Genomic DNA, 26,948 nt, shown 5'->3' on the forward strand with positions numbered 1-26,948 from the left:
TGTAACCCTTTTCAGAAAAAAAGTAAAGATAAAATGGAAATGCTGTCAGAAAATTGCAAGCAGAAAAAGATTCCTTTACTTTGAGGGGTTAGAAAAGGAATAGTGCTCTTTATCTTATAAATCGCTTCATAATCGCGTGAAAAGTGAGCTTATTTTTTTTTGTTGTCAATCGCTTTTTCTGGTGGTATAATGATAACATTCTGATGAATAGAGGAAAAATAAGAATGAAAGAATTTGACAAGTCCAGCAAGTTGGAACATGTTGCCTATGATATTCGCGGTCCAGTTTTGGATGAAGCTATGCGCATGCGGGCCAATGGTGAAAAGATTCTCCGCCTCAATACTGGGAATCCGGCTGAATTTGGTTTTACCGCTCCAGATGAGGTCATTCATGATTTGATTATGAATGCACGTGACAGTGAAGGCTACTCTGATTCCAAGGGAATTTTTTCAGCCCGTAAGGCTATCATGCAGTATTGCCAGCTTAAGAATTTTCCTAATGTAGATATTGATGACATTTATCTGGGAAATGGCGTCAGCGAGCTGATTGTCATGTCCATGCAGGGACTTCTGGATGACGGGGATGAGGTGCTGGTGCCAATGCCAGACTACCCACTCTGGACGGCTGCAGTCAGTCTGGCTGGTGGGAATGCTGTTCACTATGTCTGTGATGAGCAGGCAGAATGGTATCCAGATATTGACGATATCAAGTCAAAAATCACATCTAATACCAAGGCTATCATTATCATCAACCCTAACAATCCAACGGGAGCGCTTTATCCTAAGGAACTGCTGCTGGAAATTGTGGAAATTGCTCGCCAAAATAATCTCATTATCTTTGCGGATGAAATCTATGACCGCATGGTGATGGATGGTAATGTCCACACCCCTGTGGCCAGTCTGGCTCCTGATATCTTCTGTGTCAGCATGAATGGTCTTTCCAAGTCGCACCGTATTGCAGGCTTCCGGGTTGGCTGGATGGTGCTATCTGGGCCTAAGCATCATGTTAAAGGTTATATTGAAGGATTAAATATGCTCTCCAACATGCGCCTGTGCTCCAATGTCTTGGCTCAACAGGTCGTCCAAACCTCACTTGGCGGTCACCAATCTGTGGATGAACTGCTTTTGCCAGGTGGCCGTATCTATGAGCAGCGTAATTTCATCTATCAGGCTATTCAGGATATCCCGGGGCTATCAGCTGTAAAACCTAAAGCCGGACTCTATATTTTCCCGAAAATTGACCGTAACATGTATCGCATCGACGATGATGAGCAGTTTGTGCTCAATTTCCTCAAGCAGGAAAAAGTCCTTCTCGTCCATGGACGAGGCTTTAACTGGAAAGACCCAGATCATTTCCGAATCGTTTATCTGCCTCGAGTAGATGAGCTAGCTCAAATCCAAGAAAAAATGACGCGCTTCTTGCGCCAATATCGCCGTTAATAAGTGGATGTTATAAAAAGGCTGGAAATTATTCCGGTCTTTTTCTTATCTATCTTACATATTTTTTAGTTTAATGGCTGTCTTTGAATTGCAAAAATAAAAAAATTAAGATGCTCTGAAAACCGAATTTGAGGTCTATTGGTAAAAATTATAGGTAGATTTACCGACATTTTTTAGGATTTTGTCCAACATTTTTTATGTATCTGTCCAAAAATGCTTAAAAAAATGTGTTAGCGTCTTCCTTCCAGAAGACAAACATGGTAGAATGTGTTTGTCAATGTTTTTAACAATGATGAAAAAGTGGAGGAGATTATATTGACAATGAAAAAGACACTTAGTGCTTTTTCTGTCAGTGCAGCGGCATTGTCTTTGGTGCTCGCAGAAGGAGTTCAGGCTGATCAATTAGTTGATAATCAGTCTTATTCTGATGCGCCCGTTAGTCAAAGCCAACCACAGGCAGAAAACACACAGAAGGATGAATCTGTTTCGAAAGAACAGGTAGACGCTGCTCAGGCTCTTGTACAAGAAGCCGACAGCAATGTTGCACAAGGGAAAGCTGATTTGGCTCAAGCTCAGGCAAATACTGCTGCGGCTCAAAGTCAGGTCGAGCAAGCACAAGCTGAAGCTAACCGGGCACAGGAGGCAGCTGATAAAGCTGGTCCGGAAGCTATTGAAACAGCTAAGCAAGAAGAGAGCAATCAAAAAGCTCAAGTGGACAGCAATAAGTCAGAACTGGCTAAAGCTGACCAAGCAACTAAGATGGCTGAAGCTGAGCGCGATGCTCAGGCAGCCAAGACTAAAGAAGCTCAAGAGCAAGCGAAAACTCAAGAAGGACGCCTTGCTAAAGCTCAAAATGACGTGAAGGAAGCTCAGGCCAACCTAAGCGGTGAAGCTACAGCTAAGGCAGAAAAGAATGTGAAAGCAGCCCAAGATAAGGTGGCAGCTGATCAGTCTGCTGTTGAAACAGCTCAAGCAAAAGTAGCTACAGCTCGTCAGACTGACAGTCAGAAGCAGGCTGAGGTTGCAAAAGCTCAGACCAACCAGACTCAGGCTAAGACGGCTCGTGATGCTTCTCAGAAGAACTTGCAGGACAAAACTGCTGCAGCTGAGAAGACTCAGTCAGACTTGAACCAAGCTCAACAGGCTTTGAAAAAGGCTCAAGCTGGAACAATTACTACTGAAGCTTCTAGCAATAAAAACCGTGTGTCTATGACTCCGGAATACATTGCAACCTTGAGAGAGCTAATTGCACCGAATTTATCAGAGCAAAAAACTAAAGAGATTGAAAATAGACTGGCTGCACTTAATGCCAATGCTAAGGCTCTCAATCGTTATGTAGCAGATCCTACAGATAGCAAAGCTTTGATTGATACCAATAATATTCCACAGAATGTTCGTCAGGAACTTTCACAGTTTGCTTCAGAACTCATCAACCAGCTGCGTGCTCAGATGGGAACAGGTGAAGTAGTTGTGACACCATCTTCAATTGATTTCGCTGATAAGGTGGCAACAGAATACCGTAAAGACAACTGGAACTGGGATTTGATGGAGAAATACCATCACGACGCTCGAGGAATTAATCGCGTAGCGCGTGAATATGGTTTGATGACCACAAGTGCTGACCAGGAAAGCAAAGGTCTCCAGTACTATGAAAACGCTTATATCTGGCGAGAAAATGCTAGTCAAATGAGTGTAGCTGAAATGAAGAGACGAATCTACGATTCTGTTGTTGAATTCATGTTTAATGGCTATGAATGGCTGCATGCTACCTCTATCTCTGGTCTCAATACTGGTCGCCAGAAAAACTATCTGGGAGTTGATTTCTCAATGGAAGGCGACATCACTATGGCTCATTTCACCATGGTGTCAGAAGATCAAGTCAAATATGCTAGCAAAAAGAACTTCAATGCCAGCCCTATTACAGGAAAAGCTCCAACAGCAAAAGTAGATCCGCAGGAAGTAGCTAAGGCACAAACCGCTTATGACGCTGCCTTCAAGGCTAATCAACTGGCTCTGGCATCTAAGGGAGTTGCCCAGTCTACTTATAATCGGAGAGTTGCAGCTTTAGAGCAAGCCAACCAGCAACTGGCTCAGGCGCAAGCTCAAGCAGGTGAGTCAGCAACTGCTCAGGCTCAAGCAGCTCTTGCCGCAGCCCAAGAGAGGTTGGCAGCTGATCAAGCAGCTTTGGCAGCAGCACAAGCGGCCCTGCAAAACTCAAACTTGGATGACAAGACTAAAGCGGACAAATTAACTCAGGCTCAAGAAGCTCTGACTGCTGTTCAAGCAACAGTTGCCGCAGCTCAAGAAGCTCTAAAAACTGAATCAGAGAAGTTGGATCAGCTAGAAGCGGCTTTGAATGCAGCAAAAGAAAGACAGACTAAACTTGAAAATGCTCTTACAGCAGCTGAAGCAGCCTTGCAAACAGCTAAAGAGTCATTGTCAAATCTTGAAAATGCAGAAGAAAACTTGGAACAAGCTAAAAGCAAGCTAGCCGTAGCTCAGGCAGCTTACCAAGCAGCTCTTACAGCTCAAACAGATCAAGAAGCAAAAGTAGCAGTTTTAACTGCGGTTCAAGCACAAGCTAAGGCGACATACGACTTGCTAGCTCAAACTTATGCTGAGCAAAACAAGGAAGAAGATATTCGCTATTACCAATCTGTTTTGGCTCACACAGAGGAGCGCTTAGTTCAATCTCAGCCAGCTGGACAAGCAAGAGCTCCTCAACATACGACTGTTTCAACTACTGGAACTGGAATTACTGAAAGTGGAACTGTTGGAACTGGAACTGCTGGAAGTGCTAGCCCTGTAAACCATAAACAGGCAGTTGCCTCAGGTCATGTCTTACCTAAGACAGGAGAAAACTCTTCTTGGCTTCTTCTGGCAGGCCAAATGCTTTTGATCATGGCTATGAAATTGTTCTACAAGAAACGTTCTCTTGATTAGAAAGAACAAAATCAATCAAAAACAGTCAAAAATTTGACTGTTTTTTTGTTTAATATGACTTGATATATCAAGTCATATACTTGAAAAATTCTTTATTTTATCGAATTGTATGTAATTGTTTTTCAATAAAAAATTTTCAGATAATTATTGAAATTTTACTGCTTTTATGTTACAATGAAGCCAATAAATACGAGGTAAAAACATGGCCAATTTACTAGAAAAAACACGAAAAATTACGTCTATTTTGAAGCGCTCAGAGGAGCAGATGCAGGAAGAACTGCCCTACAATGCTATTACGCGTCAGTTGGCTGATATTATCCACTGTAATGCCTGCATTATCAACAGCAAGGGCCGTCTTTTAGGCTATTTCATGCGCTACAAGACCAATAATGACCGTGTGGAAGCTTTTTTCCAGGATAAGAATTTCCCAGAGGAATACGTTCACGAAGCTAATCTGATCTATGAAACAGAGGCTAATCTGCCGGTTGCACATGATTTGACGATTTTCCCAGTGGAGACCAAGGATGAGTTTCCAGACGGGCTGACAACCATTGCTCCTATTCATGTGTCAGGAATTCGTCTAGGCTCACTGATTATCTGGCGCAATGACAAGGAATTTGCGGACGATGATCTGATTTTGATTGAGATTGCTAGCACAGTGGTTGGTATCCAGCTGCTTAACTTCCAGCGGGAAGAGGATGAGAAAAATATCCGCCGCCGGACAGCAGTGACTATGGCAGTCAATACCCTGTCCTACTCAGAACTGAGAGCTGTTTCAGCTATTCTGGGCGAGCTGACTGGCAATGAAGGCCAGCTGACAGCATCTGTCATTGCTGACCGTATTGGGATTACCCGCTCAGTGATTGTCAATGCCTTGCGTAAGCTGGAAAGTGCTGGGATTATTGAAAGCCGTTCGCTGGGGATGAAAGGAACTTATCTAAAAGTCCTGATTCCAGATGTCTTTGATGAAATTAAAAAGAGGGACTACTAATGCCAAAAGCACTGATTTCCATTGATTATACAGTTGATTTTGTCGCAGATGAGGGCAAGCTGACAGCAGGAGCGCCCGCTCAGGCGATTTCTGAAGCCATTGCTCAAGTGACGGAGGCAGCTTTTGACCGAGGCGATTATATCTTCTTTGCTATTGATGCCCATGATGAGAATGATGTCTTTCACCCTGAGAGTAAGTTGTTCCCGCCTCACAATATCAAAGGGACTAGCGGGCGCAATCTTTATGGTCCTTTGGCTGATTTTTATGACAAGCATCAAGCAGATTCGCGGGTCTTTTGGATGGATAAGCGCCATTATTCTGCCTTTTCCGGTACGGATTTAGATATTCGCTTGCGGGAAAGAAAGGTAGATACGGTCATTTTGACTGGGGTCTTGACGGATATTTGCGTCTTGCATACAGCGATTGATGCCTATAATCTTGGTTATCAGATTCAGGTGGTAGAGCCGGCAGTGGCTTCTCTGTCAGAGGAAAATCACAAATTTGCCTTAAACCACTTGCAAAATGTCCTGGGTTCGACTATAATAGATACAATTTAAGAGTAAAAGAGAAGCAGAGTAGGCTTGCTGACTTGTACAGAGAGTGCTGATAGCTGAGAGCAGCACCAAGAAAGCAAAAACCGAAGAACATGTTTCGTAATCTTTTGTGTGATTAAGCACAAACGTCGCTCACGTTACGAGCTCAGAGGCTGCCTTTTAGGGCAGCGAATAACAGTGGTACCACGGCTTTCGTCTGTTTTAGAGACGAAAGCTTTTTATTTTGCAGTAGGTCAAGTGAAGACGATAGAAGAATGCTTCAAATATCTTTAACAGCAAAACGGAGCTACTAATTGATTTGAGAGGGAAAGAACATGAAAGAAATTTTTATCGGAAACTATGGTTTAGAGCAGGTCGGACAGACCATGACCGCAACTGGCTGGGTGGCCAATATCCGTAATCACGGCAAGCTAGCCTTTATTGAATTGCGGGACCGCGAGGGCTTGCTTCAGGTCTTCGTTGGCGGTGAGATTGAAGACTTTGCTAAGCTGGAAGACATTGGCAAAGAGGATGTCATAGCAGTGACGGGGCAAGTAGTTCAGCGGGAAGAACGCTTTGTCAACAAGGCCATCAAGTCTGGTAAGGTTGAGCTGAGGGCAGAGAAGATTGAGGTTATTGCTAGCAGCAAGGCCCTGCCTTTTGAGCTGGCTCAACATGCCTATACAGGGGAAGACCTGCGTCAAAAATACCGCTACCTGGACTTGCGGCGCGAGAAGATGACACACAACCTCAAACTACGCCACCAGGTCGCCTCAACCATTCGGGAATATTTGAATGGTTTGGACTTTTTGGAAGTGGAGACGCCTTATCTGACCAAGTCAACACCTGAAGGGGCTAGGGATTTCTTGGTGCCTAGCCGGGTCTTTAAAAATCAGTTCTACGCCTTGCCACAGAGCCCGCAGATGCTCAAGCAGTTGCTGATGGGAGCTGGCCTCGAGCGCTATTATCAGATTGTTCGATGCTTCCGTGACGAAGACTTGCGGGGCGATCGTCAGCCAGAGTTTACCCAGGTGGATTTGGAGCTGAGTTTTGCCAGTGAGGAAGAAATCCGAGCTTTGGTTGAAGCTATGCTCAAGGCTGTTGTTAAGAAAACTCATGGTTTAGAGTTGACAGAAGATTTTCCGACTATCAGCTATGAAGAGGCTATGAGCCGCTTTGGTTCTGATAAGCCAGATACACGCTTTGGTCTGGAGCTAAAGAGTTTGACGGATTTGTGTCAGTCCAATGACTCGCTTCTCATCAAGAAAGCCTTGGATAACCAAGAGGAAGTGATGGGAATCTGTGTGCCAGATGCGGCTAGTGCTTTTAGCAAGAAACAGCTGAGTCACTACTATCAGGAAATGAAGGAATTTGGCTGCAGTCGTTTTGCCAGTCTCAAGATTGAAAATGGCCAGTTAGTTGGTGATTTGGCTAGTACCTTTGAAGCTGAAAGTCAGGAGTTGCTGGCACGTTTTGAGGCCAAGGAGGGAGACCTCATCCTGCTAGTCATGGCTAAGAAGCGTCGGGCTCAGGAAGCTTTGGGACATCTGCGCATAGAAGTCGCAAAAGCTTTGGATTTGATTGACCCGAGTTTGCTTCATTTTCTCTGGGTTGTGGATTGGCCGCTGCTGGAGTGGAATGAAGACCAAAACCGCTATCAAGCCATGCACCATCCTTTCACACAGGGAATCTTTGAAGATGGACAGGAGCCAGACCAATTCCGCAGTCACGCTTACGACATCGTCTTGAACGGCTATGAAATTGGTGGGGGGAGTCTGCGGGTTCATGATCGGAAGGCTCAGGAGGCTATGTTTGAGCTATTGGGCATGAGCCGAGAAGACTATGAACGGGACTTTGGTTTCTTCCTAGAAGCTTTGGAGTACGGCTTCCCGCCACACGGCGGTTTGGCTCTGGGCTTAGATCGCTTGGTTATGATTTTGGCTGGGGAAGAAAATATCCGCCAAGTCATCGCTTTTCCAAAAAATGGTACTGGCTTTGATCCTATGCTGGAAAGCCCAAGTTTGGTTGATCAAAGACAACTCAAAGAACTGCATTTGGAATTGAAGAATTAGCCTGAAATATGGTAAAATGAAATGATGCGAATTCCTGAAGAATGGCAGGAAGAAGCTGAAGAAAAGAGCTAGCGGATGGCAAATAAATGAGCGTCCCTGGCTTGTCAAAGTAAAGGTGAGCTGAAGCTTGGAAATAAAGATATCATCTAGAAATTGTTATTTTCAGTCGCTAAAGCTCACATATCTTATGAAAGGAATCAGAGATGAAGATTACTCAAGAAGAAGTAAGTCACGTTGCTAAGCTGTCAAAACTGGCTTTTTCACCAGAAGAAACGGCTGAGTTTGCGACGACCTTAACCAAGATTGTCGACATGGTCGAATTGCTTAATGAAGTGGACACAGAGGGTGTGCCTTTCACTTCCAATGTAGCTGCCAATATCAACTACATGCGAGAAGATGTGGCTCAACCAGGCTGGAATCGGGAAGAGCTTTTCCAAAATGTACCTGAAAAAGAGCGGGGCTACATCAAAGTGCCTGCCATCCTAGATGACGGAGGAGATGCCTAATGACTTTTAATCACAAGACCATTGAAGAGCTGCATAATTTGCTGGTCAAGAAAGAAATTTCTGCGGTAGAGCTAACTCAGGCAACTCAGGCGGACATCAAAGAACGCGAAGCAGCTGTGGATAGTTTCATTACTGTCAGCGAAGAGGAAGCTTTGGCTCAGGCTGCGGCTCTAGACGCCAAGGGCATTGACGCCGAGAATCTCATGAGTGGGATTCCGCTGGCAGTTAAGGACAATATCTCAACCAAAGGAATGTTGACGACGGCTGCCTCCAAGATACTCTACAATTACAAGCCAATTTTTGATGCGACCAGCGTGGAGAAACTCTACGGTAAGGACATGATTATCGTCGGAAAGACCAACATGGACGAGTTCGCCATGGGTGGATCCAGCGAAAACTCTCACTTTAAGACGACTAAGAATGCTTGGGACAGCAGCAAGGTTCCTGGTGGATCATCTGGTGGTTCAGCGACTGCGGTTGCTTCTGGTCAGGTCCGTCTGTCACTGGGTTCAGATACGGGTGGTTCCATTCGTCAGCCGGCTTCCTTTAACGGTGTAGTAGGCCTCAAGCCAACCTACGGACGGGTTTCTCGTTTTGGTCTCATTGCTTTTGGTTCTTCTTTAGACCAGATTGGGCCTTTCTCTCAGACAGTTAAGGAAAATGCCCAGCTCTTGAATGTTATTTCTGGTAATGATCCTAAGGACTCTACATCATCACAAGAGGCAGTGCCAGACTTTACCAGCAAGATTGGCCAAGACATCAAGGGTATGAAGATTGCCCTGCCTAAGGAATACATGGGTGAGGGAATTGACAGCAAGGTCAAGGAAACGATTCTGGCAGCGGCGAAGCACTTGGAAAGCCTAGGTGCAATCGTTGAAGAAGTGAGCCTGCCCCACAGCAAGTACGGCGTGGCAGTCTACTATATTATTGCTTCCTCTGAGGCCAGCTCTAACCTGCAGCGTTTTGACGGTATTCGCTATGGCTACCGCGCAGAAGGAATTGAAAATCTAGAAGATGTCTATGTCAAATCTCGCAGCGAAGGCTTTGGTGACGAGGTGAAACGCCGCATCATGCTGGGAACGTTCAGTTTGTCATCTGGTTACTACGATGCCTACTTCAAGAAAGCTGGTCAGGTTCGGACCTTGATTATGCAGGATTTTGCCAAGGTTTTTGAAAAATATGACTTGATCTTAGGTCCAACTGCACCAAATGTAGCTTATGACTTGGGCAGTCAAAACCAAGATCCAGTGGCCATGTATCTGGCTGACCTTTTGACCATTCCAGTCAATCTGGCCGGCCTGCCTGGCATTTCAATCCCGGCTGGCTTTGCGGATGGTCTTCCAGTCGGTTTGCAGTTGATTGGGAACCACTTCGATGAAGCGACCATCTATCAGGCAGCCGCAGCATTTGAAGCGACGACTGACTATCACAAACAGCAGCCAGTTATCTTTGGAGGTGAAAAATAATGAACTTTGAAACAGTTATCGGACTGGAAGTCCATGTTGAATTGAAGACCAATTCAAAAATTTTCTCACCGGCTCCAGCTCACTTCGGTGAGGATCCCAATGCCAACACCAATATCATTGACTGGTCCTTCCCAGGTGTCCTGCCTGTTATGAACAAGGGTGTCATTGACTATGGTATCAAGGCTGCTCTGGCCTTGAACATGGATATTCACCAGAAGATGCACTTTGACCGCAAGAACTACTTCTATCCGGACAATCCAAAAGCCTATCAAATTTCTCAGTTTGATGAGCCGATTGGCTACAATGGCTGGATTGAGATTGAGCTAGAAGATGGCACGACCAAGAAAATCCGTATCGAGCGGGCCCACTTGGAAGAAGATGCTGGAAAGAATACCCACGGCAGCGATGGCTACTCTTATGTGGACCTCAACCGCCAAGGTGTGCCGCTGATTGAGATTGTATCGGAAGCAGATATGCGCAGTCCAGAAGAAGCTTATGCCTATCTGACTGCCCTCAAGGAAATCATCCAGTACACGGGTATTTCGGATGTCAAGATGGAAGAGGGCTCCATGCGGGTTGATGCCAATATTTCTATCCGTCCTTACGGCCAGAAAGAGTTTGGTACCAAGACTGAGCTGAAAAATCTTAATTCCTTCAACTTTGTCCGTAAGGGTCTGGCATTTGAGGAAAAACGCCAAGCAGAAATCCTACGCAGTGGCGGTCAAATTCGTCAGGAAACCCGTCGTTACGACGAAGCAACTGGCGAAACCCTGCTCATGCGAGTTAAGGAAGGTTCAGCGGACTACCGTTACTTCCCAGAGCCTGATCTACCGATCTTTGAGATTGAGGATGCTTGGATTGAGCAAGTACGTAGCAGCTTGCCAGCCTTTCCAAAAGAACGACGTGCCAAATATGTGGGTGACTACGGTCTGTCTGACTACGATGCCAAGCAGCTGACAGCGACGAAGGCTGTGTCAGACTTCTTTGAAGCAGCTGTTGCCGCAGGTGGTGACGCTAAGGCTGTCTCTAACTGGCTCCAAGGAGAAGTGGCTCAATACCTCAATGCCGAAGGCAAGACTATCTCTGAGATTGAGCTGACACCTGAGAATCTGACTGAGATGATTGCTCTGATTGCAGACGGAACGATTTCCTCTAAGATTGCTAAGAAGGTCTTTGTTCATCTAGCCAAAAATGGCGGCTCTGCTAAAGAGTATGTGCAGAAAGCAGGCCTGATTCAAATCTCAGATCCTGCCCAGCTTCTTCCAATCATCCAAGAAGTATTTGCCAACAATGAAAAAGCTATCAATGACTATAAAGGCGGCAATAAGAATGCTGCTAAATCCCTGATCGGTCAGCTCATGAAGGCCACCAAGGGTCAAGCTAACCCACAAGTAGCACAAAAACTGCTCAATGAAGAGTTGGAGAAATTGTAGAAATAAGTAGAAAACCAGTCAAGAGGCTGGTTTTTGTTGTGGAGAATAAATATGATAAAATAGAAAAAAACATAGGAGCTATAGATATGAAACAAGTCTCAAAAATAATTATTCTCCTACTAGCTGGAATATTGATAATGATAGGATTAAGTGCATGTGGAGAGAAAATACCAGAAAATCGCACAAAAGAACAGTACGAATTAGAGAAGGAGTTTCAGCCACTTTTTGACTTTTTAGCAGAAGAAAAGAAGGATTTCTCAAATGTAAAATTATATAGCAGTAAAATTTTTATGATAGATGAAAATGCTAATAGTAAAATATCAAGGATTGTTTATTTAAAACCTGATAATACGGGAGAATATGCAATTGAGCAAGGGGGACAAATTACGGAGTTTCTTGTTCATTATCATAACAGAGAATTACAATATAATAAGGAGGTTCCCCAAGAGTATGATTTAGATGTTTTAAATCTGAAATTAGAACCTCAATTTTTTAAAAAGCTATCTATTTTTGATTATATGGCCAAACATCCTGGTACAGGTATGAAAAGGATTGATTATGATACTGTAGATACTAGTAAATACTTTAATAATTTAAAAGAAAAGTATGGTTTTAAAAAAGATTGTTCAACTAATGTAGATGTGATGATTAATAGCAAAGGCCATTTTGAGCTGATATTAGAATTCTCTGACAAAAAACGATTACTTGTCATTACGAATTCAATCATGGTAGATCTGGAGTGATTAGTGAATAAAAAAGTAATTGTAGACAGGTGTGAGAATGTTTCAGCAAATATTCCTTATTATGTTTATATATTTGAAAATAGTAAAAGTCATATATCAAGCAGTCAAATTAAGAGATAAGGAATAGAGGCGACCATATGTTTCTTATGTTATAGACAACTAATAGCTTAGTTTTTTTAATATAACAGCCTTTTATTTAGCCATTAGTTATGTTAAAATAATAGAAAAAACAAAGGAGTTTTTATGTCAGAAATTAAAATTAAACGCGAGACAGGTTTTGTTGGGATTATTGGGAAATTTCCAATCTTTATTAATGGCCAGAAAGTTGGCGTAATCAAAAACGGAGAAGAGGCTGTTTTTCCAATTGCAGCTAATGAAGCAGAAGTCCGTGCGGGATCTGCTCCTATGAAAACCAAGCCAGTGACAGTTAAAGCAGGCCAAACCTTGCTGATTGAAACTAATTTTACTAACTTTTCTGTTTATTTGGGAACTTTAGTGGTGGCTCTTCTATTTGGCGGATGGCTCCGTGTGATTCTCTTGATTCTGTGTATTAGCTTCCTCTTCCTTCTGCCTTTTTATACGGCTAGAATTGCAGAATAAGTCTATGACCAGCTGATGCTGGTTTTTTGTATGTTATTTTTTGAAAATGTAGCTAATCTTTTGACAAGATTTCTGAAAGGGTTTACAATTAAACTAACAAATTATAAAGCGAGGTATGTTTATGGCAAAAATGAATGCTGCGCGTTGGTATGGCGCTAAAGATGTCCGTATTGAAGAAGTGGATGTACCGGAAGTCCAACCGCATCAGGTCAAAATTGCGGTCAAGTATACAGGAATCTGTGGAACTGACTTGCATGAATATCTGGACGGACCGATTTTTATTCCGACAGAAACAGAGCATGTCTACTCTGGTCAGAAAGCGCCTGTAACCTTAGGACATGAGTTTGCTGGGGAGATTGTTGAGGTCGGCAGTGCTGTGACACGGGTCAAAGTTGGCGACCGGGTGACAGTTGAGCCCATTTTGGCTAAGCATAATCTTGTCGGTGATTACAATCTGGACCCTAATCTAAACTTTGTCGGTTTGGCGGCAGACGGTGGTTTTGCCAAATACTGTGTTTTGGACGGAGACATTGTTCACAAAGTTCCAGACAGCCTTAGCTATGAGCAGGCAGCCTTGACAGAACCTGCTGCTGTGGCTGTTTACGCAGTCCGTCAGTCAGCTCTTAAGACGGGCGATACAGCGGTGGTCTTCGGTTTGGGGCCAATCGGTCTCTTGATAGTTGAGGCTTTGCGGGCAGCCGGTGCCTCTAAGATTTATGGTGTCGAGTTATCTCCAGAACGCCAAGCCAAGGCTGAGGAGCTTGGGGCCATCATTGTGCGTCCAGAAGAAGGCGAAGACGTGGTAGCTGCTATTCATCGTTTAACTGGTGGCGGGGCAGATGTGTCTTATGAAGTGACTGGGGTGCCGGTTGTGCTGGGACAAGCTTTAGCTGCTGTCCACAAGGCCGGAGAATGTATGGTGGTTTCTATCTGGGAACGAGAAGCTAGCATCAACCCTAATGAATTTGCCATTCAAGAAAAATCGCTTAAGGGTATTATCGCCTATCGGCATATTTTCCCTAAGGTGCTGGAACTGATGGAGCAGGGTTATTTCTCTGCTGACAAGCTTGTGACCAAGAAGATTAAGCTGGAGGATATTGTGCAAGAAGGCTTTATTGAGCTGACTCAGGACAAGGCGCAGATCAAGATTTTGGTATCGCCAGAATAAAATCTTTGCTTAATCATGAGACGAAAATCAGTCAAAACTGGCTGATTTTTCTTTATGGTTTGTGTTGTAATAAGCAAAGATATATAAAGAGGTTTGGGATGTCAAAAGTTTTGAAAGGAATCATCTTTTCCTACACGGTCTTTCTTAAGTGTACTTCCCTGATAGGTCCTGTCAAATCCAGTCTTCTAGCTTCCATTGAGCCTATTTCAGCGGTTTTCTTTGCCTTTTTTCTGATGAAGGAGAGCTTTTATGTCGTTGACCTGGTAGGGATTGCTATGATTTTAATAGCTGTCTCGCTCATTTCCCTTAAAGATTTATGGCTGCAAAAAAAGAAAAAGTCCTGCAGCCTCTCCTAGTTGAATCATTATATATAAGAAACAAAAAAAGGATAAATAAAAAAGGAGTTGAACTTCATTCAACTTCTTTTTATTTGGAGACCATTTTCCAGAAAAAATCAATGATATAAGTTAGTCCGTAGGTATAGATGATGAGAGTGACGGGCTTGCAGAGAAGGATAATCAGCATGTACTTTTTGAAAGTCATCTTGGTCAGAGCAGCCAACATGCAGAGAAAGTCGGCTGGACTGATGGGCCAAATCATCATGAAGATAAAGAAGCGCTCAAAGCGATTACTCTTATCCAGCCAGCCGATGTATTTATCATAGGTGCGCTTGCTGACGACGGATTGGACAAAGGCTGGACCATAGGTGCGCGCTAGATAAAATATCAAGGCGCAGCCAATGACAATGCCGATATAGTTATAAATGGTGCCGACGATATGGCCGTAGATGAAAACGCCAGCGACAGAGGTTAGGGCGCCAGGAATAATGGGTACGACCGTCTGTAGAATCTGCAGGAAGATAAAGAGAGGTGGACCCCAGACGCCTGCCTGCTGGATGAAGGCTGAGAGAGTTTCCTTGGACTGGAGAATGCCTGCGAAATATGCCCAAAGACAAAAGGCCACCGTTCCTAGAGCGCCAATGGCGGACGACCAGTTGATAATCTTTTGCAAAAGAGGGGAAACAGCCTGCATCTGTCTGTTTTTTTCTGCCATACAAACCTCCAGAACATTTATACTATCACCACTATAATATCATCTTTTGTCCTTTTTGTAACCCTTGAGGCTGAAGGTGTCAAAAAGCTTGAAAGATGATATAATGATGTAATTAGTAAACCATAAGTTTTCAAATAATTGTTCAAAATCAAAGAAAAATGCGTAAGAGGAGAGCCTATAGTGGAAGAATATCTAAATTTATATCATCAAAAATTGTGGGAAATTGCATATGATAATCTCATAAGAGTATTTTCCCACCCTCATACAATTATTCTCTTTGTATTATTTTTAATTATTTGTTCCTTAATTTGTTTCTTATTTTTCGGAAAAACACGTACTTTACTATTTGTAGTTAGTTATTTCTTCTTGTTCCTTTTGGGAGGAGTCGCAGAGTATGTGAATAGCTATAGCAAAATTATGAATCCATCTTCTCCATACAACAATTCTTTAAGCATTGCTTCATTAAAACATGAAACCGTTCTTCCGATGCTTGAGCGTGTAGATGAGATTCCCCTAGCTAGTGTCGATGGAGAGCTCAAGAGAGAAGATATTATATTGTTTGCAGTGTCGAATCCTACCTACTACGACGGTCTTTTTAATGATATAGCAATGTTATTAACCGGTGAGTATAAAATAGGAACAGATTTTCTAGTTGCTTTAGTAGGCTACGAAGAGAAAGATGGTGAATGGCAATCTGTCGATATTCGTATCGCCCCAGGTGTTGAGGAGAAGGATTTTCAGAAATTTTCTAAGGTTCTTCACATTAAAAAAGATGAAGCAGAGGGTGCTACCGGTATTATTCTCGATCTTCAAGAATTTTATGAATTAAAATTACGTAAAGAAAAAGATGGCCACTGGCCTAGACTATGAGCATGAATTTTGCCCATTTTAAAATAAAGCTTCCCGCTTGGGGAGCTGTTTTCATTTGCTTGGAAAATAGAAAAGGGCACATCACCTAGCCACTCTAGAAGAAATAGGACCAAGAGTGCCAAAAAGCCCATTTTATGCTATAATAATGAGAATACGAATTTTTGGAGAGAGATGTGGCGATTGAAGATTATATGCCGGACTTTGCGGTCGAGGCAGTTTACGATTTGACAGTAGAGAGTTTGAAAAGACAGGGGATCAAAGCGGTTTTGGTGGATTTGGATAACACCTTGATTGCTTGGAATAATCCTGACGGGACCCCAGAGATGAAGAAGTGGCTCCATGATTTGCGGGACGCGGGCATTCGGATTATCGTGGTGTCCAATAATAACCAAAAACGGGTCAAGCGGGCTGTTGAAAAGTTTGAAATTGACTATGTCTACTGGGCCATGAAACCCTTCACTTGGGGAATTGACCGAGTGCTCAAGCTTTTTCATTTTGAAAAAAATGAAGTGGTCATGGTGGGCGACCAGCTCATGACGGATATTCGGGCAGCACATCGAGCCAGGATTCGTTCGATTTTGGTTAAACCACTGGTCGAGCATGACTCTATCAAGACTCAGATCAATCGGGCGCGTGAACGCCGTGTGCTCAAGAAAATCACTGAAAAATACGGCCCAATTCAATACAAAAAAGGAATTTAAGCATGGAAGAACTTCTCTGTATCGGCTGCGGAGCCACTATTCAGACAGAAGATAAGGGCAAGCTAGGCTATACGCCCCAGTCGGCTCTAGAAAAAGGTTTGGAGACAGGTGAACTCTATTGTCAGCGCTGTTTCCGCCTGCGCCATTACAATGAAATCAGCGATGTTCAGCTGACGGATGATGACTTTCTACGGCTTCTGCATGAGGTTGGAGATAGCGACGCTTTGGTCGTCAATGTTGTCGATATTTTTGACTTTAATGGATCAGTTATTCCTGGTCTGCCTCGCTTTGTTGCTGGAAACGATGTTCTCTTGGTTGGGAATAAAAAGGACGTTCTGCCTAAGTCGGTCAAGGATAGCAAGGTGACCCAGTGGCTGACGGAGCGGGCTCACGAAGAAGGCCTGCGTCCAGTCGATGTGGTATTGACTTCTGCTCAGAACAAGCTGGCCATCAAGGACTTGATTGACAAGATTGAGTATTGCCGCAAGGGACGTGACGTATATGTCGTCGGCGTGACCAATGTAGGCAAGTCTACTTTGATTAATGCCATCATTCAGGAAATTACGGGCGATAAGGATATTATTACGACTTCGCGTTTCCCGGGTACAACTCTGGACAAAATCGAGATTCCTTTGGCAGACGGCAGTCATATCTATGATACACCGGGCATTATCCATCGTCACCAGATGGCTCACTATCTTTCTGCTAAGAATCTCAAATACATTAGTCCCAAAAAGGAAATCAAGCCCAAAACCTATCAGCTCAATCCTGAGCAAACCCTATTTTTGGGTGGCCTAGGCCGCTTTGACTTTGTGGCAGGCGACAAGCAAGGCTTCACGGCTTATTTTGACAATGAGCTCAAGCTCCACCGGACCAAGTTGGAAGGTGCCAGCGGCTTTTATGACAAGCATGTCGGCAGTCTCTTGGTGCCGCCAGTTGGCAAGGAAAAGGAAGACTTTCCGGCCTTGGTCAAGCATGAATTTACCATCAAGGACAAGACGGATATTGTCTTCTCTGGTCTGGGCTGGATTCGCGTCAGTGGTCCTGCCCGAGTAGCCGGCTGGGCGCCAGAGGGTGTGGCAGTTGTCACTCGGAAAGCTATTATATAATACTCAAGACACCAAGGGGAAGAAATTCCCTTAAAAAAGGAAGGAAAAGGCTATGAACAGTGGGGGAAAAGCAGGTCCCAACTGTCTCAAGCCTTATAGAAGAACATGACACTAACATCAAAACAACGGGCCTTTCTCAACAGTCAGGCACATAGTCTCAAACCTATCATTCAGATTGGGAAAAATGGACTCAACGACCAAATCAAAACCAGCGTTCGTCAGGCACTGGATGCACGAGAGCTGATCAAGGTTACGCTCTTGCAGAATACAGATGAGAATATCCATGAGGTCGCGGAGATTCTGGAAGAAGAGATCGGAGTAGATACTGTGCAGAAGATTGGCCGGATCCTGATTCTCTATAAGCAGTCCAGCAAGAAGGAAAATCGCAAACTCTCTGTCAAAGTCAAGCAAATTTAAGGAAAAATTTCTGTGGAGATGTCAGCCTATGGCTATTGAATTACTGACCCCCTTTACCAAGGTGGAATTAGAACCAGAAGTTAAAGATAAAAAACGCAAGCAGATTGGCATACTAGGTGGGAATTTCAACCCTGTCCACAATGCTCATTTGGTCGTGGCGGATCAGGTCCGCCAACAGTTGGGCTTGGATCAGGTCCTGCTCATGCCAGAGTACGAACCGCCGCATGTGGATAAGAAAGAGACCATTGATGAGCAGCATCGGCTGAAAATGCTGGAGCTGGCTATTGAGGGCATCGAAGGCCTAGGAATTGAAACCATTGAGTTGGAACGGAAGGGAATTTCTTACAGCTACGACACCATGAAGCTCCTGACAGAGCATCATTCAGATACGGACTATTACTTTATCATCGGTGCGGATATGGTGGACTATCTTCCCAAGTGGTACCGGATTGATGAGCTGGTTGAGCTGGTTCAGTTTGTCGGTGTTCAGCGGCCGCGCTACAAGGCGGGGACTTCTTACCCTGTCATCTGGGTGGATGTGCCGCTTATGGATATTTCCTCCAGTATGGTGCGGGATTTTCTGGCTCAGGGACGGACTCCAAATTTCCTGCTGCCTCAGTCAGTCTTAGACTATATCGAGAAAGAAGGGCTATACCTATGACCTATGAAAGCTATATCAGTATGGGCCGTGAGGCCTTGCTGGCTAAGATGGAAACAGTCATGTCTGAGAAACGCTTGCGGCATTGTCTAGGTGTGGAAAAGGCTGCCCGTGAATTAGCGGAGCGCTTCAGTCTTGATGTCGAAAAAGCTGGTCTGGCAGGACTCCTGCACGACTATGCCAAAAAGGTCTCGGATGAGGATTTTCTATCCTTGATTGACAAATATCAGCTGGACCCTGACCTGAAAAACTGGGGCAATAATGTCTGGCATGGCATGGTGGGCATCTATAAAATTCAGGAAGATTTAGGCATCAAAGATGCTGAGATTCTAAGAGCCATCGAAGTTCATACAGTGGGCAGTGGCACCATGTCTGAGTTGGACAAGGCCGTCTATGTTGCCGACTACATTGAGTACAACCGCGACTTTCCGGGAGTGGAAAAGGCAAGAGAGCTGGCCCAGCGGTCACTCAATCTAGCTGTGGCCTATGAAACAGCAAGGACTGTGGAGCATTTGGCTCACAAAGGGATGCCCATCTATCCGCAGACCTTGGAGACCTACAATGCCTTTATAGGATATTTGAAGGAAATAGAAGAAAATTAAAGAGGAACTATGAAAGAACAAGAATTATTGGAACTGGTCGTGAAGGCGGCTGATGAAAAGCGTGCAGAAGATATTGTGGTTTTGGACTTGCAAGGTCTGACTACTGTGACAGATTACTTTGTCATCGTCAGCTCTATGAACAGTCGTCAGCTGGATGCAGTCGCTGAAAATATCCGTGAGAAAGCTGCGGCGGCGGGTGTTTCTGCTGATCATGTTGAGGGAGACGCAGCTGGCGGCTGGGTGCTCTTAGACTTGGGCGGCATCGTTGTCCATGTCTTTTCTGAGGAAATGCGGGCGCATTACAATCTGGAAAAACTCTGGCACGAAGCGACTGGTGTGGATGTTGCAGCCTTATTGGAAGAAAAAAACAAGTGATTTTTTGCCCTTAGGCAGAAAGCAGAATTTAGCTCAGTCAGCCTGCTGGCTGGGCTATTTTTGAAAGGAAAAGTATGGCAACTTATGAAACCTTCGCGTCGGTTTACGATGCGATTATGGATGATTCTTTGTATGAGAAGTGGACAGATTTCAGCCTGCGTCATTTTCCCAAGGATAAGAAAAAGCTGCTGGAGTTGGCCTGTGGTACGGGCATCCAGTCTATTTATTTTAAGCAGGCTGGTTTTGATGTAACGGGGTTGGACCTTAGTCAGGAAATGCTGGATTTGGCGGAGAAACGTAGCAGAGAGGCCGGTTTGGATATTCCCTTTATCCAGGGCAATATGCTGGATTTGAGTGGCGTCGGTCAGTTTGATTTGGTGACTTGTTATTCGGACTCGATTTGCTATATGGAAGACGAAGTCGATGTCGGTCAGGTTTTCATTCAAGTCTACCAGCATCTAAATGAGGGCGGTCGTTTTATCTTTGACGTGCACTCGATTTACCAGATTGACGAGGTTTTTCCTGGCTATTCCTATCACGAAAATGCTGAAACCTTTGCTATGGTCTGGGATTCTTATGCGGACGAACCGCCTCATTCCATCGTACATGAGTTGACCTTCTTTGTCCAAGATGAGGATGGTCGCTTCACGCGCCATGATGAGGTGCATGAGGAGCGGACCTATGAGATTCTGACCTATGATATCTTGCTGGAGCAGGCTGGTTTTAAGAATGTCAAGGTTTACGCGGACTTTGAGGACAAGGAGCCAACTGACAAGAGCGCTCGCTGGTTCTTTGTGGCGGAGAAATGAGATGACAGTTACTGGTATTATCGCAGAGTTTAATCCTTTTCATAATGGGCACAAATATCTGCTGGAGCAGGCTTCTGGTCTGAAAATTATCGCTATGAGTGGCAATTTTGTTCAGCGAGGGGAGCCGGCTATCGTGGACAAGTGGACTCGGGCACAGATGGCTTTAGAAGCGGGAGCGGATTTGGTTCTTGAACTGCCTTTCTTGGTCAGCGTTCAGGCGGCAGATTTTTTCGCTAAGGGAGCAGTGGACATCTTAGAGAGACTGGGCATTGATCATCTAATGTTTGGAACTGAGGAAGTGTTGGATTATGAAAGTATCTCTAGGGTCTATGGTGAAAAGGCAGAGCAGATGGATGCTTATCTGGCTAGCCTACCTGATTCCCTATCCTATCCCCAGAAGACTCAGGCCATGTGGCAGGAATTTGCAGGGCTCAATTTCTCAGGCTCTACTCCCAATCATATCTTGGGCTTGGCTTATGCCAAGGCTGTGGCGGGAAGAGATATAAAACTGTGCCCGATTCAACGTCAGGGAGCTGGCTACCATTCCTTATCAGCTAATCAAGAATTTGCCTCTGCAACTGCCCTTCGTCAGAATCTGGATCAGCCAGACTTTCTCAAGAAATTCACTCCAGCCTACCACTTGCTTGAAATGGCACCCAAGGTGACCTGGTCGGACCTCTTTCCTTATCTTCGATACCAGATAGTGACCTGTCCGGATTTGACGGACTTTTATCAGGTCAATCAGGAGTTTGCCGTTAGGATTAGAGAGGCCTTGAAAAACAGTGAGACTATAGAAGAGTTGGTTGAGCAGGTGGCGACCAAGCGCTATACCAAGGCTCGGGTCCGGCGTCTGCTGACCTATATCCTGGTCGGAGCTAGGCAAGAAGAGATTCCGTCAGCTATTCATATCTTAGGCTTTTCCGAGCAGGGGCGCCAGCATTTGTCCCAGCTTAAGGGAAAAGTTGAATTGGTCAGCCGTATCGGCAAGGAGCCATGGGATAGTTTGACCCAGCAGGCCGACAAGGTCTATCAGCTAGGCAATCCTGCACTTAAGGAACAGAACTTTGGACGAGTTCCGATTATGAAAGACAAGTAAGGCTGAATGTTCAGCCTTTTTGCTTTGTTTGCGAAGGTAAATAAAAAATGGTATAATAAACAAATAAACTTGTTTTCACTAAGGAGCATGATTTGCTTTTTAGTGGTTTGACTGTAGGTATGAAAGCTAGCATTCGGTCAATAAAACATTGCTGTGCTGATTGAATGCTTATCTTTCCTATCCATGTCTCAAAGGAGGAAGATTCATGAAATTCAAAAAGATTACCTTTATGGCCCTTACAGCTTTGCTGACGCTTAGTTTAGGTGCTTGTGGCTTGATTGGGCAGAAGCATTCTCAAAAGAATCAGGGTGGGACTGAGAATAGCTCCCGTGAGATCCAAAAGAATACTTCTTCTGACGATATTGAAGAACTCTTGGAGAAAGCAGAAACTGCGAATGAAGATCTAACTTCAATGAAAATGAAGGTAAAACTATCCATCACTGTAGATGGTTCCAATAAAACTCAAACGATGAGCGGAGACCTTCTGTATGACAAAAGCACAGATGAGCTGGCCAAGGGGCATTTAGTAATAGATGGAAAAGAGAGCGGTCAAGAGAGCTATCAAGAAGCGATTATGCCAGGCGGACAGGATAAACTTTTGTATACTCGTTCTTCTAAAAATGGAACATGGTCTAAGAAAGAAATGGGAAGTGGGGCAGATTATTATGTTCAGCCCGATTATTTCAAACTTATGGATGGCTTTTATCAAATGGCTGATGATGTCACTGTAAAAGAAAGCGGTGATGAATATGTTTTTAAATTAAGCAGTAAAAATGCTGACTTGCTGGGGCTCTTTGGTGAAGAATTCAAACTAGAGCTGACAGGTGTTACTCAGGCTGATATGGATAAAACGTTAGAAGTACGCTTGGATAAAAAGACCTTATTCTTAAAAGACTTTAAGTTAGGTTTATCTTATAAAGGTGAAGAAGGCAGTTTGGATGTTCAAACAGATACTCAATATTCTGACTGGAATAAGGTAGAGGAAGATGAATTTAAGGCGCCTCAGTAAAGCATAAGCAAAACTATTAGCTGAGAAAGGAAAAGTCATGCCTTTATTGTTTGCATTTCGCTACCGTAGAGGACTCTATTTGACCATAGTCATCTTGGCATCTGTCTTTTGGTCTCTGGCATCATTTTTGGCGTTTTAGCTTGCTTGCTCTTGTTTTCAATTGATAAAGCCATGCCTGGATCAGGAATTTTTTCATTCGGTTTGCCTTCTTTCCTTACCTTTCTTTTAGCCAGTCTACTTGAAATTTTTATAATAATCCATGCAGGACGCAAGCTGAGTAAAAAGTGCTTTGTTCTTGCGGGAACAGAATGGGGCCTAACCGTGCGAGGTGCTTTCTTGAAAAAGCATAGCTTTGCTTGGAATCAGCTGGAAAGTGTCCTTTACCGGCCGGCTTGGGGCAGAACTTCTGATGGGCAGCCTTCTTTTCGACTGGGGGTCAGGCGCTATCGGAGAGACTACCTATATGTCAAGCCTTATCATGGCAAGTCCGTTCGAGTAGATGTCACTTTTTTAGATGGCAGAATAGAGGATGTTTTTGACTGTTTAAGCAGGTGCAAACCGGATTTATCTATTGTGAAAAATGATCAGTGATATTTTTGATGGATTTCGGTAAAGGTCCGTTATGACAGACCTGCCGGTTTCGGGAAATAGAATGTACCGTCCAGTTGCTCTTTTAGCGACTGGATTTTTTATGGAATAGAAATAGGTGTAAAGTTAAAGAAACCAAGCTGGTTCTTCTAAAAGCTATCATTTTTTCTTAGTGATTTTTCTGATTCCCTGTGTTATAATAAGAAAGATTAAAAATGTAATTTATCAAAAGGAGAATCTCCAATGGGACGTAAATGGGCCAATATTGTGGCAAAGAAAACGGCCAAAGACGGCGCAAACTCAAAAGTGTATGCTAAGTTTGGTGTAGAAATCTATGTAGCGGCTAAAAAAGGTGATCCAGATCCAGAGTCTAACACAGCTTTGAAATTTGTTATTGACCGAGCTAAGCAGGCTCAGGTGCCGAAGCATGTCATTGACAAGGCCATCGATAAGGCAAAAGGAAACACTGACGAAACCTTTACTGAAGGCCGCTATGAAGGATTTGGGCCAAACGGCTCTATGCTGATTGTTGATACTCTGACTTCAAATGTCAATCGGACTGCAGCTAATGTCCGTGCTGCTTTTGGTAAAAATGGCGGTAATATGGGAGCTAGCGGCTCTGTATCTTATCTTTTTGATAATAAAGGCGTGATTGTCTTTGCTGGGGACGACGCTGACAGTGTCTTTGAACAGCTGCTGGAAGCGGATGTGGATGTTGATGATGTTGAAGCAGAAGAAGGAAGCATCACTGTTTATACAGCGCCAACTGACCTTCACAAGGCTATCGTGGCTCTGCGTGAATCTGGCATTCAAGAATTCCAAGTAACCGAGCTTGAAATGATTCCTCAGTCTGAAGTAGAGTTGACCGGTGAAGACCTCGAAACCTTTGAAAAACTCTATAGCGTTTTAGAAGACGACGAAGATGTCCAAAAAATCTATACGAATGTAGATGGATTCTGATTACAGTATAATTATAAGAAGCTGAGTTTATATCGGCTTTTTTAGTTTGAGAAAAAATATTGATGAGATGTTACAAATATATCTTTTGTATTAGCGTTTTGTAAACAAAGTGTAAAAAAAGGGTTTACACTAATAGGCAAATATGGTAAAATAAATTTTAAATTATAATGTTTTTAATTAGAGATGCTTAACTTTCTTAACAGACTATCTTTATAGTTTTGGTAACTAATGGTTATCTTTTCAATACAAATAAGATATAATTAGCAGCTCTTTTTGATGTTATATTTTATATTATAAAAAGGAGAAAATCATGCAAAAGGTTTTTCGATATTTATTTCTTTCAGTCTTGGTTGTTTTTCTTACTGGTTGTAGCTTTACTAAAAAAGCAATTGAGAATGGAGTTTCCGGTAATAACGATGTAGATGTTAAAATAAAAGGCGGTACTTATGTCTTACCAAATGATGAGTCTTCAGATTCAAAATATCTTGCTTTAAATGTTGAAATTAAGAATAAGAGCGATAAGAAACTCCGTCTTTCTGAGGGAGATATTACACTATATAATTCTGATGATGAAAAAATTAAGCCACTTAATGTTTATGATTCAAATGATAAATTTAAAACAATGTCATTTGAACAAGTTTCTAAAAACAAGAGTATCAGTGGCTATGTTGTTTTTGAAGTAGATCCGAAAGAAAAGTACGAACTTCATTATTCTCCTCTCTATACTGATATAGATGCGAAAGAAAAAGAAGATGTCACTATTAAAGTTGATGCTGCTAAATATCCTGATAATGTTGAAAAAATTGAAGAGCTTGCTAAACAATATGTTGATCAAGTTTTCTTAAACGGAGCTGACTCAGCTAATGCGGGAAATGTTAGCAACAACAACCCCAATTCTGCGACCCTTACCCCATTAGCAGATAAAAAAGATGATAAGAAGAAAAATAAAGATGCCGATAAGGGAGATGAATTTATTCTAGGTGGAGATTTAGCTAAGGCCAAGAGTGATTTTACAAAAGCTTTCACAACACAATTTGGAGAAGAATTCACTTACTACAAACCTTCTGAAGCAGAGTTGCGTACATTTGTAGATGCCTATACTAAGGCGAATGCAAAACGTGCTAAGATTAGCTATCAAGTGAAGAGTTTCTTCCCTGAAAGCGCAATTGTCTATGTTCGTCCTGAGACAATTGGCTTGGAAAATATTCGAACTTATGATCTAGTTTCAAAATTTGCAGATGAACATAAGGCTGATTACTCTAACTATAATGATGCATACTCTGCTGCTGAAAAATACATCTTAGAACAAGCCCCAAGTCAATTTGACAGCATTCCGTTAGTGACAAGTAAGTACATGGAAAATGAAGGCTATGAACTTAAATTAGTCAAGAAAAATGGCAAGTGGGTAGTTGATACGTCTGATAGTATTGGCTACAAATCGCTTGTTCGAGCATTTAGTGGAAATTCTTATTAAAAGAAAAAATGATTCTTTAATCATATAAAGAGTCATTAATAGAAAGAAACGAACAGATTTATCGAAGCAGATTCTTGCTGATAAATTTGTTCGTTTTACGTTACAAAAACTTCCTATTATAGAAATATCTTATTCTAATTTTCAATAACTGGTACTTATTTTGAGTTTATTTTAGAAGGAGTCTGCCATGAAAAAATTTTATGATAAACTGATGCAAACGCGGCATTATCTTCATCAGCATCCAGAGCTGTCTGGGCAGGAATTTGAGACGACGGCTTTCCTAAAAGGCTATTTGGAAGATTTGGAGATTAGGATTTTAGATTCTGGTCTGAAAACGGGTTTGATTGCTGAGATTGGTTCTGGCAAGCCAGTCATTGCTCTGAGGGCAGATATTGATGCGCTGCCCATTTTGGAGCGGACTGGTCTGCCTTACGCCAGTCAGAATCCAGGTGTCATGCATGCTTGCGGCCACGATTTTCACCAGACCAGCCTTTTAGGCGCAGCAGAGTTACTCAAGGCCATGGAAGGAGATTTAAGAGGGACGATTCGTCTGATCTTTCAGCCTGCTGAGGAAATTGCACAGGGAGCTAGTCAGGTCCTTGCGACCGGTCTGCTGGACGATGTAGCTGCTATTATCGGCTTTCACAATATGCCACAGCTTAAGGCGGGGCAGCTGGCACTCAAGGCTGGAGCCATGATGGCTGGTGTTGAGAAATTTAAGGTTGAGGTAGAAGGAGTCAGCAGTCATGCGGCTAGACCAGATCTGGGTGTTGACACGGTACTGACCTTGACCAGCATGATTCAAAACTTACAGGCTCTGGTGGCTCGAACTGTGTCTCCTTTTGAAGCGACTGTCTTGTCAGTGACCCATATCGAAGCAGGAGCGACCTGGAATGTGCTGCCGCAGTCGGGCTTTTTCGAAGGGACCATTCGCAGCTTTAATCCAACCTTGCAGCAGCGCATCAGGGAAGACTTTATTCGAATTGTAGAGAATACAGCAGAAAATTTTGGGGCTCAAGTCAGGATTTCTTGGGCGCCTACATCGCCAGTCACCTATAATGACCCCGAATTGGCTGAGCTGCTCTATGAACACTCACAGAATCTGGCAGAGGTCCTACCTGCCAATCCATCCTCGGCTGGAGAAGATTTTGCCTTTTATCAGGAGGAGCTTCCAGGCGTCTTTGCCTTTATCGGCTCAAATGGTGCGGAAAATGCTCCTGATCTCCATCACGACAGCATGGTCATTGACGACGAAGCCTTCAAAGTTTCCGTTCCTTACTATGTAGAAAGTGCACTCTTTCTCTTGCAGCACTACAGGCAGAAAGTTTAGTGA

General features: G+C 43.5%; 26 protein-coding genes and 1 pseudogene. 26 read left to right on the forward strand and 1 reads right to left on the reverse strand.

From position 1 onward, the window contains the following. Positions 1 to 224 precede the first annotated feature (224 nt). The 12 genes and pseudogenes from SSV_RS02330 to SSV_RS02390 form a co-directional block, all read left to right on the forward strand. The gene (locus tag SSV_RS02330; protein WP_072073522.1) at positions 225 to 1,439 is read left to right on the forward strand and encodes a pyridoxal phosphate-dependent aminotransferase; all 1,215 of its coding nucleotides are present in this window, start codon (positions 225 to 227) and stop codon (positions 1,437 to 1,439) included. Positions 1,440 to 1,760: 321 nt separating this feature from the next. Next, entirely contained in the window at positions 1,761 to 4,382 is a 2,622-nt protein-coding gene (locus SSV_RS02335) for an SEC10/PgrA surface exclusion domain-containing protein (protein WP_072073523.1), read from the forward strand. A 202-nt stretch (positions 4,383 to 4,584) separates the two neighbouring features. After that, positions 4,585 to 5,373 carry a GTP-sensing pleiotropic transcriptional regulator CodY gene (gene codY, locus SSV_RS02340; RefSeq protein WP_072073524.1) on the forward strand — a complete coding sequence of 263 codons (789 nt, stop codon included), beginning with the start codon at positions 4,585 to 4,587 and terminating at the stop codon, positions 5,371 to 5,373. Next, complete coding sequence (locus tag SSV_RS02345; protein ID WP_072073525.1) at positions 5,373 to 5,930, forward strand: cysteine hydrolase family protein; 558 nt, start codon at positions 5,373 to 5,375, stop codon at positions 5,928 to 5,930. Before codY ends, SSV_RS02345 begins: the two co-directional genes overlap by 1 nt. Before the next feature lie 311 nt (positions 5,931 to 6,241). Beyond that, on the forward strand, positions 6,242 to 7,978 hold the full coding sequence (gene aspS / locus SSV_RS02350; protein WP_072073526.1) for an aspartate--tRNA ligase: 1,737 nt from the start codon (positions 6,242 to 6,244) through the stop codon (positions 7,976 to 7,978). 203 nt (positions 7,979 to 8,181) lie between these two features. Next, positions 8,182 to 8,484, forward strand: coding sequence for an Asp-tRNA(Asn)/Glu-tRNA(Gln) amidotransferase subunit GatC (gene gatC / locus SSV_RS02355; protein ID WP_002896305.1), 303 nt, complete (start codon positions 8,182 to 8,184; stop codon positions 8,482 to 8,484). Continuing rightward, the gene (gene gatA / locus SSV_RS02360; RefSeq protein ID WP_072073527.1) at positions 8,484 to 9,950 is read left to right on the forward strand and encodes an Asp-tRNA(Asn)/Glu-tRNA(Gln) amidotransferase subunit GatA; all 1,467 of its coding nucleotides are present in this window, start codon (positions 8,484 to 8,486) and stop codon (positions 9,948 to 9,950) included. Before gatC ends, gatA begins: the two co-directional genes overlap by 1 nt. Then, a complete protein-coding gene (gatB, locus tag SSV_RS02365; RefSeq protein ID WP_072073528.1) occupies positions 9,950 to 11,383 on the forward strand; it encodes an Asp-tRNA(Asn)/Glu-tRNA(Gln) amidotransferase subunit GatB in 1,434 nt (477 codons plus the stop codon). The genes gatA and gatB overlap by 1 nt, the downstream gene beginning before the upstream one ends. 38 nt (positions 11,384 to 11,421) lie before the next feature. Next, the gene (locus SSV_RS02370) at positions 11,422 to 12,126 is read left to right on the forward strand and encodes a hypothetical protein (RefSeq protein ID WP_255297032.1); all 705 of its coding nucleotides are present in this window, start codon (positions 11,422 to 11,424) and stop codon (positions 12,124 to 12,126) included. A gap of 243 nt (positions 12,127 to 12,369) precedes the next feature. Beyond that, complete coding sequence (locus SSV_RS02375; RefSeq protein ID WP_072073530.1) at positions 12,370 to 12,726, forward strand: hypothetical protein; 357 nt, start codon at positions 12,370 to 12,372, stop codon at positions 12,724 to 12,726. 121 nt (positions 12,727 to 12,847) lie between these two features. After that, on the forward strand, positions 12,848 to 13,894 hold the full coding sequence (locus SSV_RS02380) for a 2,3-butanediol dehydrogenase (RefSeq protein WP_042762971.1): 1,047 nt from the start codon (positions 12,848 to 12,850) through the stop codon (positions 13,892 to 13,894). Positions 13,895 to 14,016: 122 nt separating this feature from the next. After that, positions 14,017 to 14,250, forward strand: a pseudogene (locus SSV_RS02390) (EamA family transporter); the annotation flags it as partial. Between the two features lie 70 nt (positions 14,251 to 14,320). Here the strand turns inward: SSV_RS02390 and SSV_RS02395 are convergent. Further along, positions 14,321 to 14,947: a TVP38/TMEM64 family protein gene (locus tag SSV_RS02395; protein ID WP_072073531.1), complete on the reverse strand. Its 627-nt coding sequence runs from the start codon at positions 14,945 to 14,947 to the stop codon at positions 14,321 to 14,323. 180 nt (positions 14,948 to 15,127) lie between these two features. Here SSV_RS02395 and SSV_RS02400 point away from each other — a divergent pair, with 180 nt between their 5' ends. The 14 genes from SSV_RS02400 to SSV_RS02465 all read left to right on the forward strand — a co-directional run bounded on the left by SSV_RS02400 (position 15,128) and on the right by SSV_RS02465 (position 26,945). Further along, on the forward strand, positions 15,128 to 15,817 hold the full coding sequence (locus SSV_RS02400) for a hypothetical protein (protein WP_141640125.1): 690 nt from the start codon (positions 15,128 to 15,130) through the stop codon (positions 15,815 to 15,817). Between the two features lie 173 nt (positions 15,818 to 15,990). Beyond that, positions 15,991 to 16,518 (forward strand): YqeG family HAD IIIA-type phosphatase, encoded by a 528-nt coding sequence (locus SSV_RS02405; protein ID WP_176693534.1) that lies wholly within the window; start codon positions 15,991 to 15,993, stop codon positions 16,516 to 16,518. A 2-nt stretch (positions 16,519 to 16,520) separates the two neighbouring features. Further along, the gene (yqeH, locus tag SSV_RS02410; protein WP_072073532.1) at positions 16,521 to 17,627 is read left to right on the forward strand and encodes a ribosome biogenesis GTPase YqeH; all 1,107 of its coding nucleotides are present in this window, start codon (positions 16,521 to 16,523) and stop codon (positions 17,625 to 17,627) included. Between the two features lie 105 nt (positions 17,628 to 17,732). Further along, on the forward strand, positions 17,733 to 18,044 hold the full coding sequence (gene yhbY, locus SSV_RS02415; protein WP_002896287.1) for a ribosome assembly RNA-binding protein YhbY: 312 nt from the start codon (positions 17,733 to 17,735) through the stop codon (positions 18,042 to 18,044). 28 nt (positions 18,045 to 18,072) lie between these two features. Continuing rightward, positions 18,073 to 18,705, forward strand: coding sequence for a nicotinate-nucleotide adenylyltransferase (locus SSV_RS02420; protein ID WP_072073533.1), 633 nt, complete (start codon positions 18,073 to 18,075; stop codon positions 18,703 to 18,705). Beyond that, complete coding sequence (gene yqeK, locus SSV_RS02425; RefSeq protein ID WP_072073534.1) at positions 18,702 to 19,304, forward strand: bis(5'-nucleosyl)-tetraphosphatase (symmetrical) YqeK; 603 nt, start codon at positions 18,702 to 18,704, stop codon at positions 19,302 to 19,304. Before SSV_RS02420 ends, yqeK begins: the two co-directional genes overlap by 4 nt. A 9-nt stretch (positions 19,305 to 19,313) precedes the next feature. Continuing rightward, the gene (gene rsfS / locus SSV_RS02430; RefSeq protein ID WP_072073535.1) at positions 19,314 to 19,679 is read left to right on the forward strand and encodes a ribosome silencing factor; all 366 of its coding nucleotides are present in this window, start codon (positions 19,314 to 19,316) and stop codon (positions 19,677 to 19,679) included. A 74-nt stretch (positions 19,680 to 19,753) separates the two neighbouring features. After that, the gene (locus SSV_RS02435; RefSeq protein WP_072073536.1) at positions 19,754 to 20,488 is read left to right on the forward strand and encodes a class I SAM-dependent DNA methyltransferase; all 735 of its coding nucleotides are present in this window, start codon (positions 19,754 to 19,756) and stop codon (positions 20,486 to 20,488) included. A 1-nt stretch (position 20,489) separates the two neighbouring features. Next, a complete protein-coding gene (locus SSV_RS02440; RefSeq protein ID WP_072073537.1) occupies positions 20,490 to 21,584 on the forward strand; it encodes a nucleotidyltransferase in 1,095 nt (364 codons plus the stop codon). Between the two features lie 205 nt (positions 21,585 to 21,789). Beyond that, positions 21,790 to 22,593, forward strand: coding sequence for a DUF6612 family protein (locus SSV_RS02445; protein ID WP_072073538.1), 804 nt, complete (start codon positions 21,790 to 21,792; stop codon positions 22,591 to 22,593). Between the two features lie 171 nt (positions 22,594 to 22,764). Beyond that, the gene (locus SSV_RS12350; RefSeq protein ID WP_072073539.1) at positions 22,765 to 23,184 is read left to right on the forward strand and encodes a hypothetical protein; all 420 of its coding nucleotides are present in this window, start codon (positions 22,765 to 22,767) and stop codon (positions 23,182 to 23,184) included. 240 nt (positions 23,185 to 23,424) lie between these two features. After that, positions 23,425 to 24,141 (forward strand): YebC/PmpR family DNA-binding transcriptional regulator, encoded by a 717-nt coding sequence (locus SSV_RS02455; RefSeq protein ID WP_002901009.1) that lies wholly within the window; start codon positions 23,425 to 23,427, stop codon positions 24,139 to 24,141. Positions 24,142 to 24,451: 310 nt separating this feature from the next. Then, on the forward strand, positions 24,452 to 25,615 hold the full coding sequence (locus tag SSV_RS02460; RefSeq protein WP_072073540.1) for a DUF4352 domain-containing protein: 1,164 nt from the start codon (positions 24,452 to 24,454) through the stop codon (positions 25,613 to 25,615). 187 nt (positions 25,616 to 25,802) lie between these two features. Next, a complete protein-coding gene (locus SSV_RS02465; RefSeq protein WP_072073541.1) occupies positions 25,803 to 26,945 on the forward strand; it encodes a M20 peptidase aminoacylase family protein in 1,143 nt (380 codons plus the stop codon). Positions 26,946 to 26,948 lie beyond the last annotated feature (3 nt).

It is taken from the genome of Streptococcus sanguinis (assembly GCF_001078705.1).
Classification (GTDB): domain Bacteria; phylum Bacillota; class Bacilli; order Lactobacillales; family Streptococcaceae; genus Streptococcus; species Streptococcus sanguinis_D.

Bases quoted from the DNA above. Each gene is read 5' to 3' on its own strand.
- SSV_RS02460 (WP_072073540.1), top strand. From the start codon at position 24,452: ATGCAAAAGGTTTTTCGATATTTATTTCTTTCAGTCTTGGTTGTTTTT.
- SSV_RS02380 (WP_042762971.1), top strand. From the start codon at position 12,848: ATGGCAAAAATGAATGCTGCGCGTTGGTATGGCGCTAAAGATGTCCGT.
- SSV_RS02440 (WP_072073537.1), top strand. From the start codon at position 20,490: ATGACAGTTACTGGTATTATCGCAGAGTTTAATCCTTTTCATAATGGG.
- SSV_RS02345 (WP_072073525.1), top strand. From the start codon at position 5,373: ATGCCAAAAGCACTGATTTCCATTGATTATACAGTTGATTTTGTCGCA.
- SSV_RS12350 (WP_072073539.1), top strand. From the start codon at position 22,765: ATGCCTGGATCAGGAATTTTTTCATTCGGTTTGCCTTCTTTCCTTACC.
- yhbY (WP_002896287.1), top strand. From the start codon at position 17,733: ATGACACTAACATCAAAACAACGGGCCTTTCTCAACAGTCAGGCACAT.
- SSV_RS02395 (WP_072073531.1), bottom strand. From the start codon at position 14,947: ATGGCAGAAAAAAACAGACAGATGCAGGCTGTTTCCCCTCTTTTGCAA.
- aspS (WP_072073526.1), top strand. From the start codon at position 6,242: ATGAAAGAAATTTTTATCGGAAACTATGGTTTAGAGCAGGTCGGACAG.
- SSV_RS02335 (WP_072073523.1), top strand. From the start codon at position 1,761: ATGAAAAAGACACTTAGTGCTTTTTCTGTCAGTGCAGCGGCATTGTCT.
- SSV_RS02420 (WP_072073533.1), top strand. From the start codon at position 18,073: ATGGCTATTGAATTACTGACCCCCTTTACCAAGGTGGAATTAGAACCA.
- SSV_RS02445 (WP_072073538.1), top strand. From the start codon at position 21,790: ATGAAATTCAAAAAGATTACCTTTATGGCCCTTACAGCTTTGCTGACG.
- yqeK (WP_072073534.1), top strand. From the start codon at position 18,702: ATGACCTATGAAAGCTATATCAGTATGGGCCGTGAGGCCTTGCTGGCT.
- gatC (WP_002896305.1), top strand. From the start codon at position 8,182: ATGAAGATTACTCAAGAAGAAGTAAGTCACGTTGCTAAGCTGTCAAAA.
- SSV_RS02330 (WP_072073522.1), top strand. From the start codon at position 225: ATGAAAGAATTTGACAAGTCCAGCAAGTTGGAACATGTTGCCTATGAT.
- SSV_RS02465 (WP_072073541.1), top strand. From the start codon at position 25,803: ATGAAAAAATTTTATGATAAACTGATGCAAACGCGGCATTATCTTCAT.
- rsfS (WP_072073535.1), top strand. From the start codon at position 19,314: ATGAAAGAACAAGAATTATTGGAACTGGTCGTGAAGGCGGCTGATGAA.
- codY (WP_072073524.1), top strand. From the start codon at position 4,585: ATGGCCAATTTACTAGAAAAAACACGAAAAATTACGTCTATTTTGAAG.
- gatB (WP_072073528.1), top strand. From the start codon at position 9,950: ATGAACTTTGAAACAGTTATCGGACTGGAAGTCCATGTTGAATTGAAG.
- SSV_RS02435 (WP_072073536.1), top strand. From the start codon at position 19,754: ATGGCAACTTATGAAACCTTCGCGTCGGTTTACGATGCGATTATGGAT.
- SSV_RS02455 (WP_002901009.1), top strand. From the start codon at position 23,425: ATGGGACGTAAATGGGCCAATATTGTGGCAAAGAAAACGGCCAAAGAC.
- yqeH (WP_072073532.1), top strand. From the start codon at position 16,521: ATGGAAGAACTTCTCTGTATCGGCTGCGGAGCCACTATTCAGACAGAA.
- SSV_RS02375 (WP_072073530.1), top strand. From the start codon at position 12,370: ATGTCAGAAATTAAAATTAAACGCGAGACAGGTTTTGTTGGGATTATT.
- gatA (WP_072073527.1), top strand. From the start codon at position 8,484: ATGACTTTTAATCACAAGACCATTGAAGAGCTGCATAATTTGCTGGTC.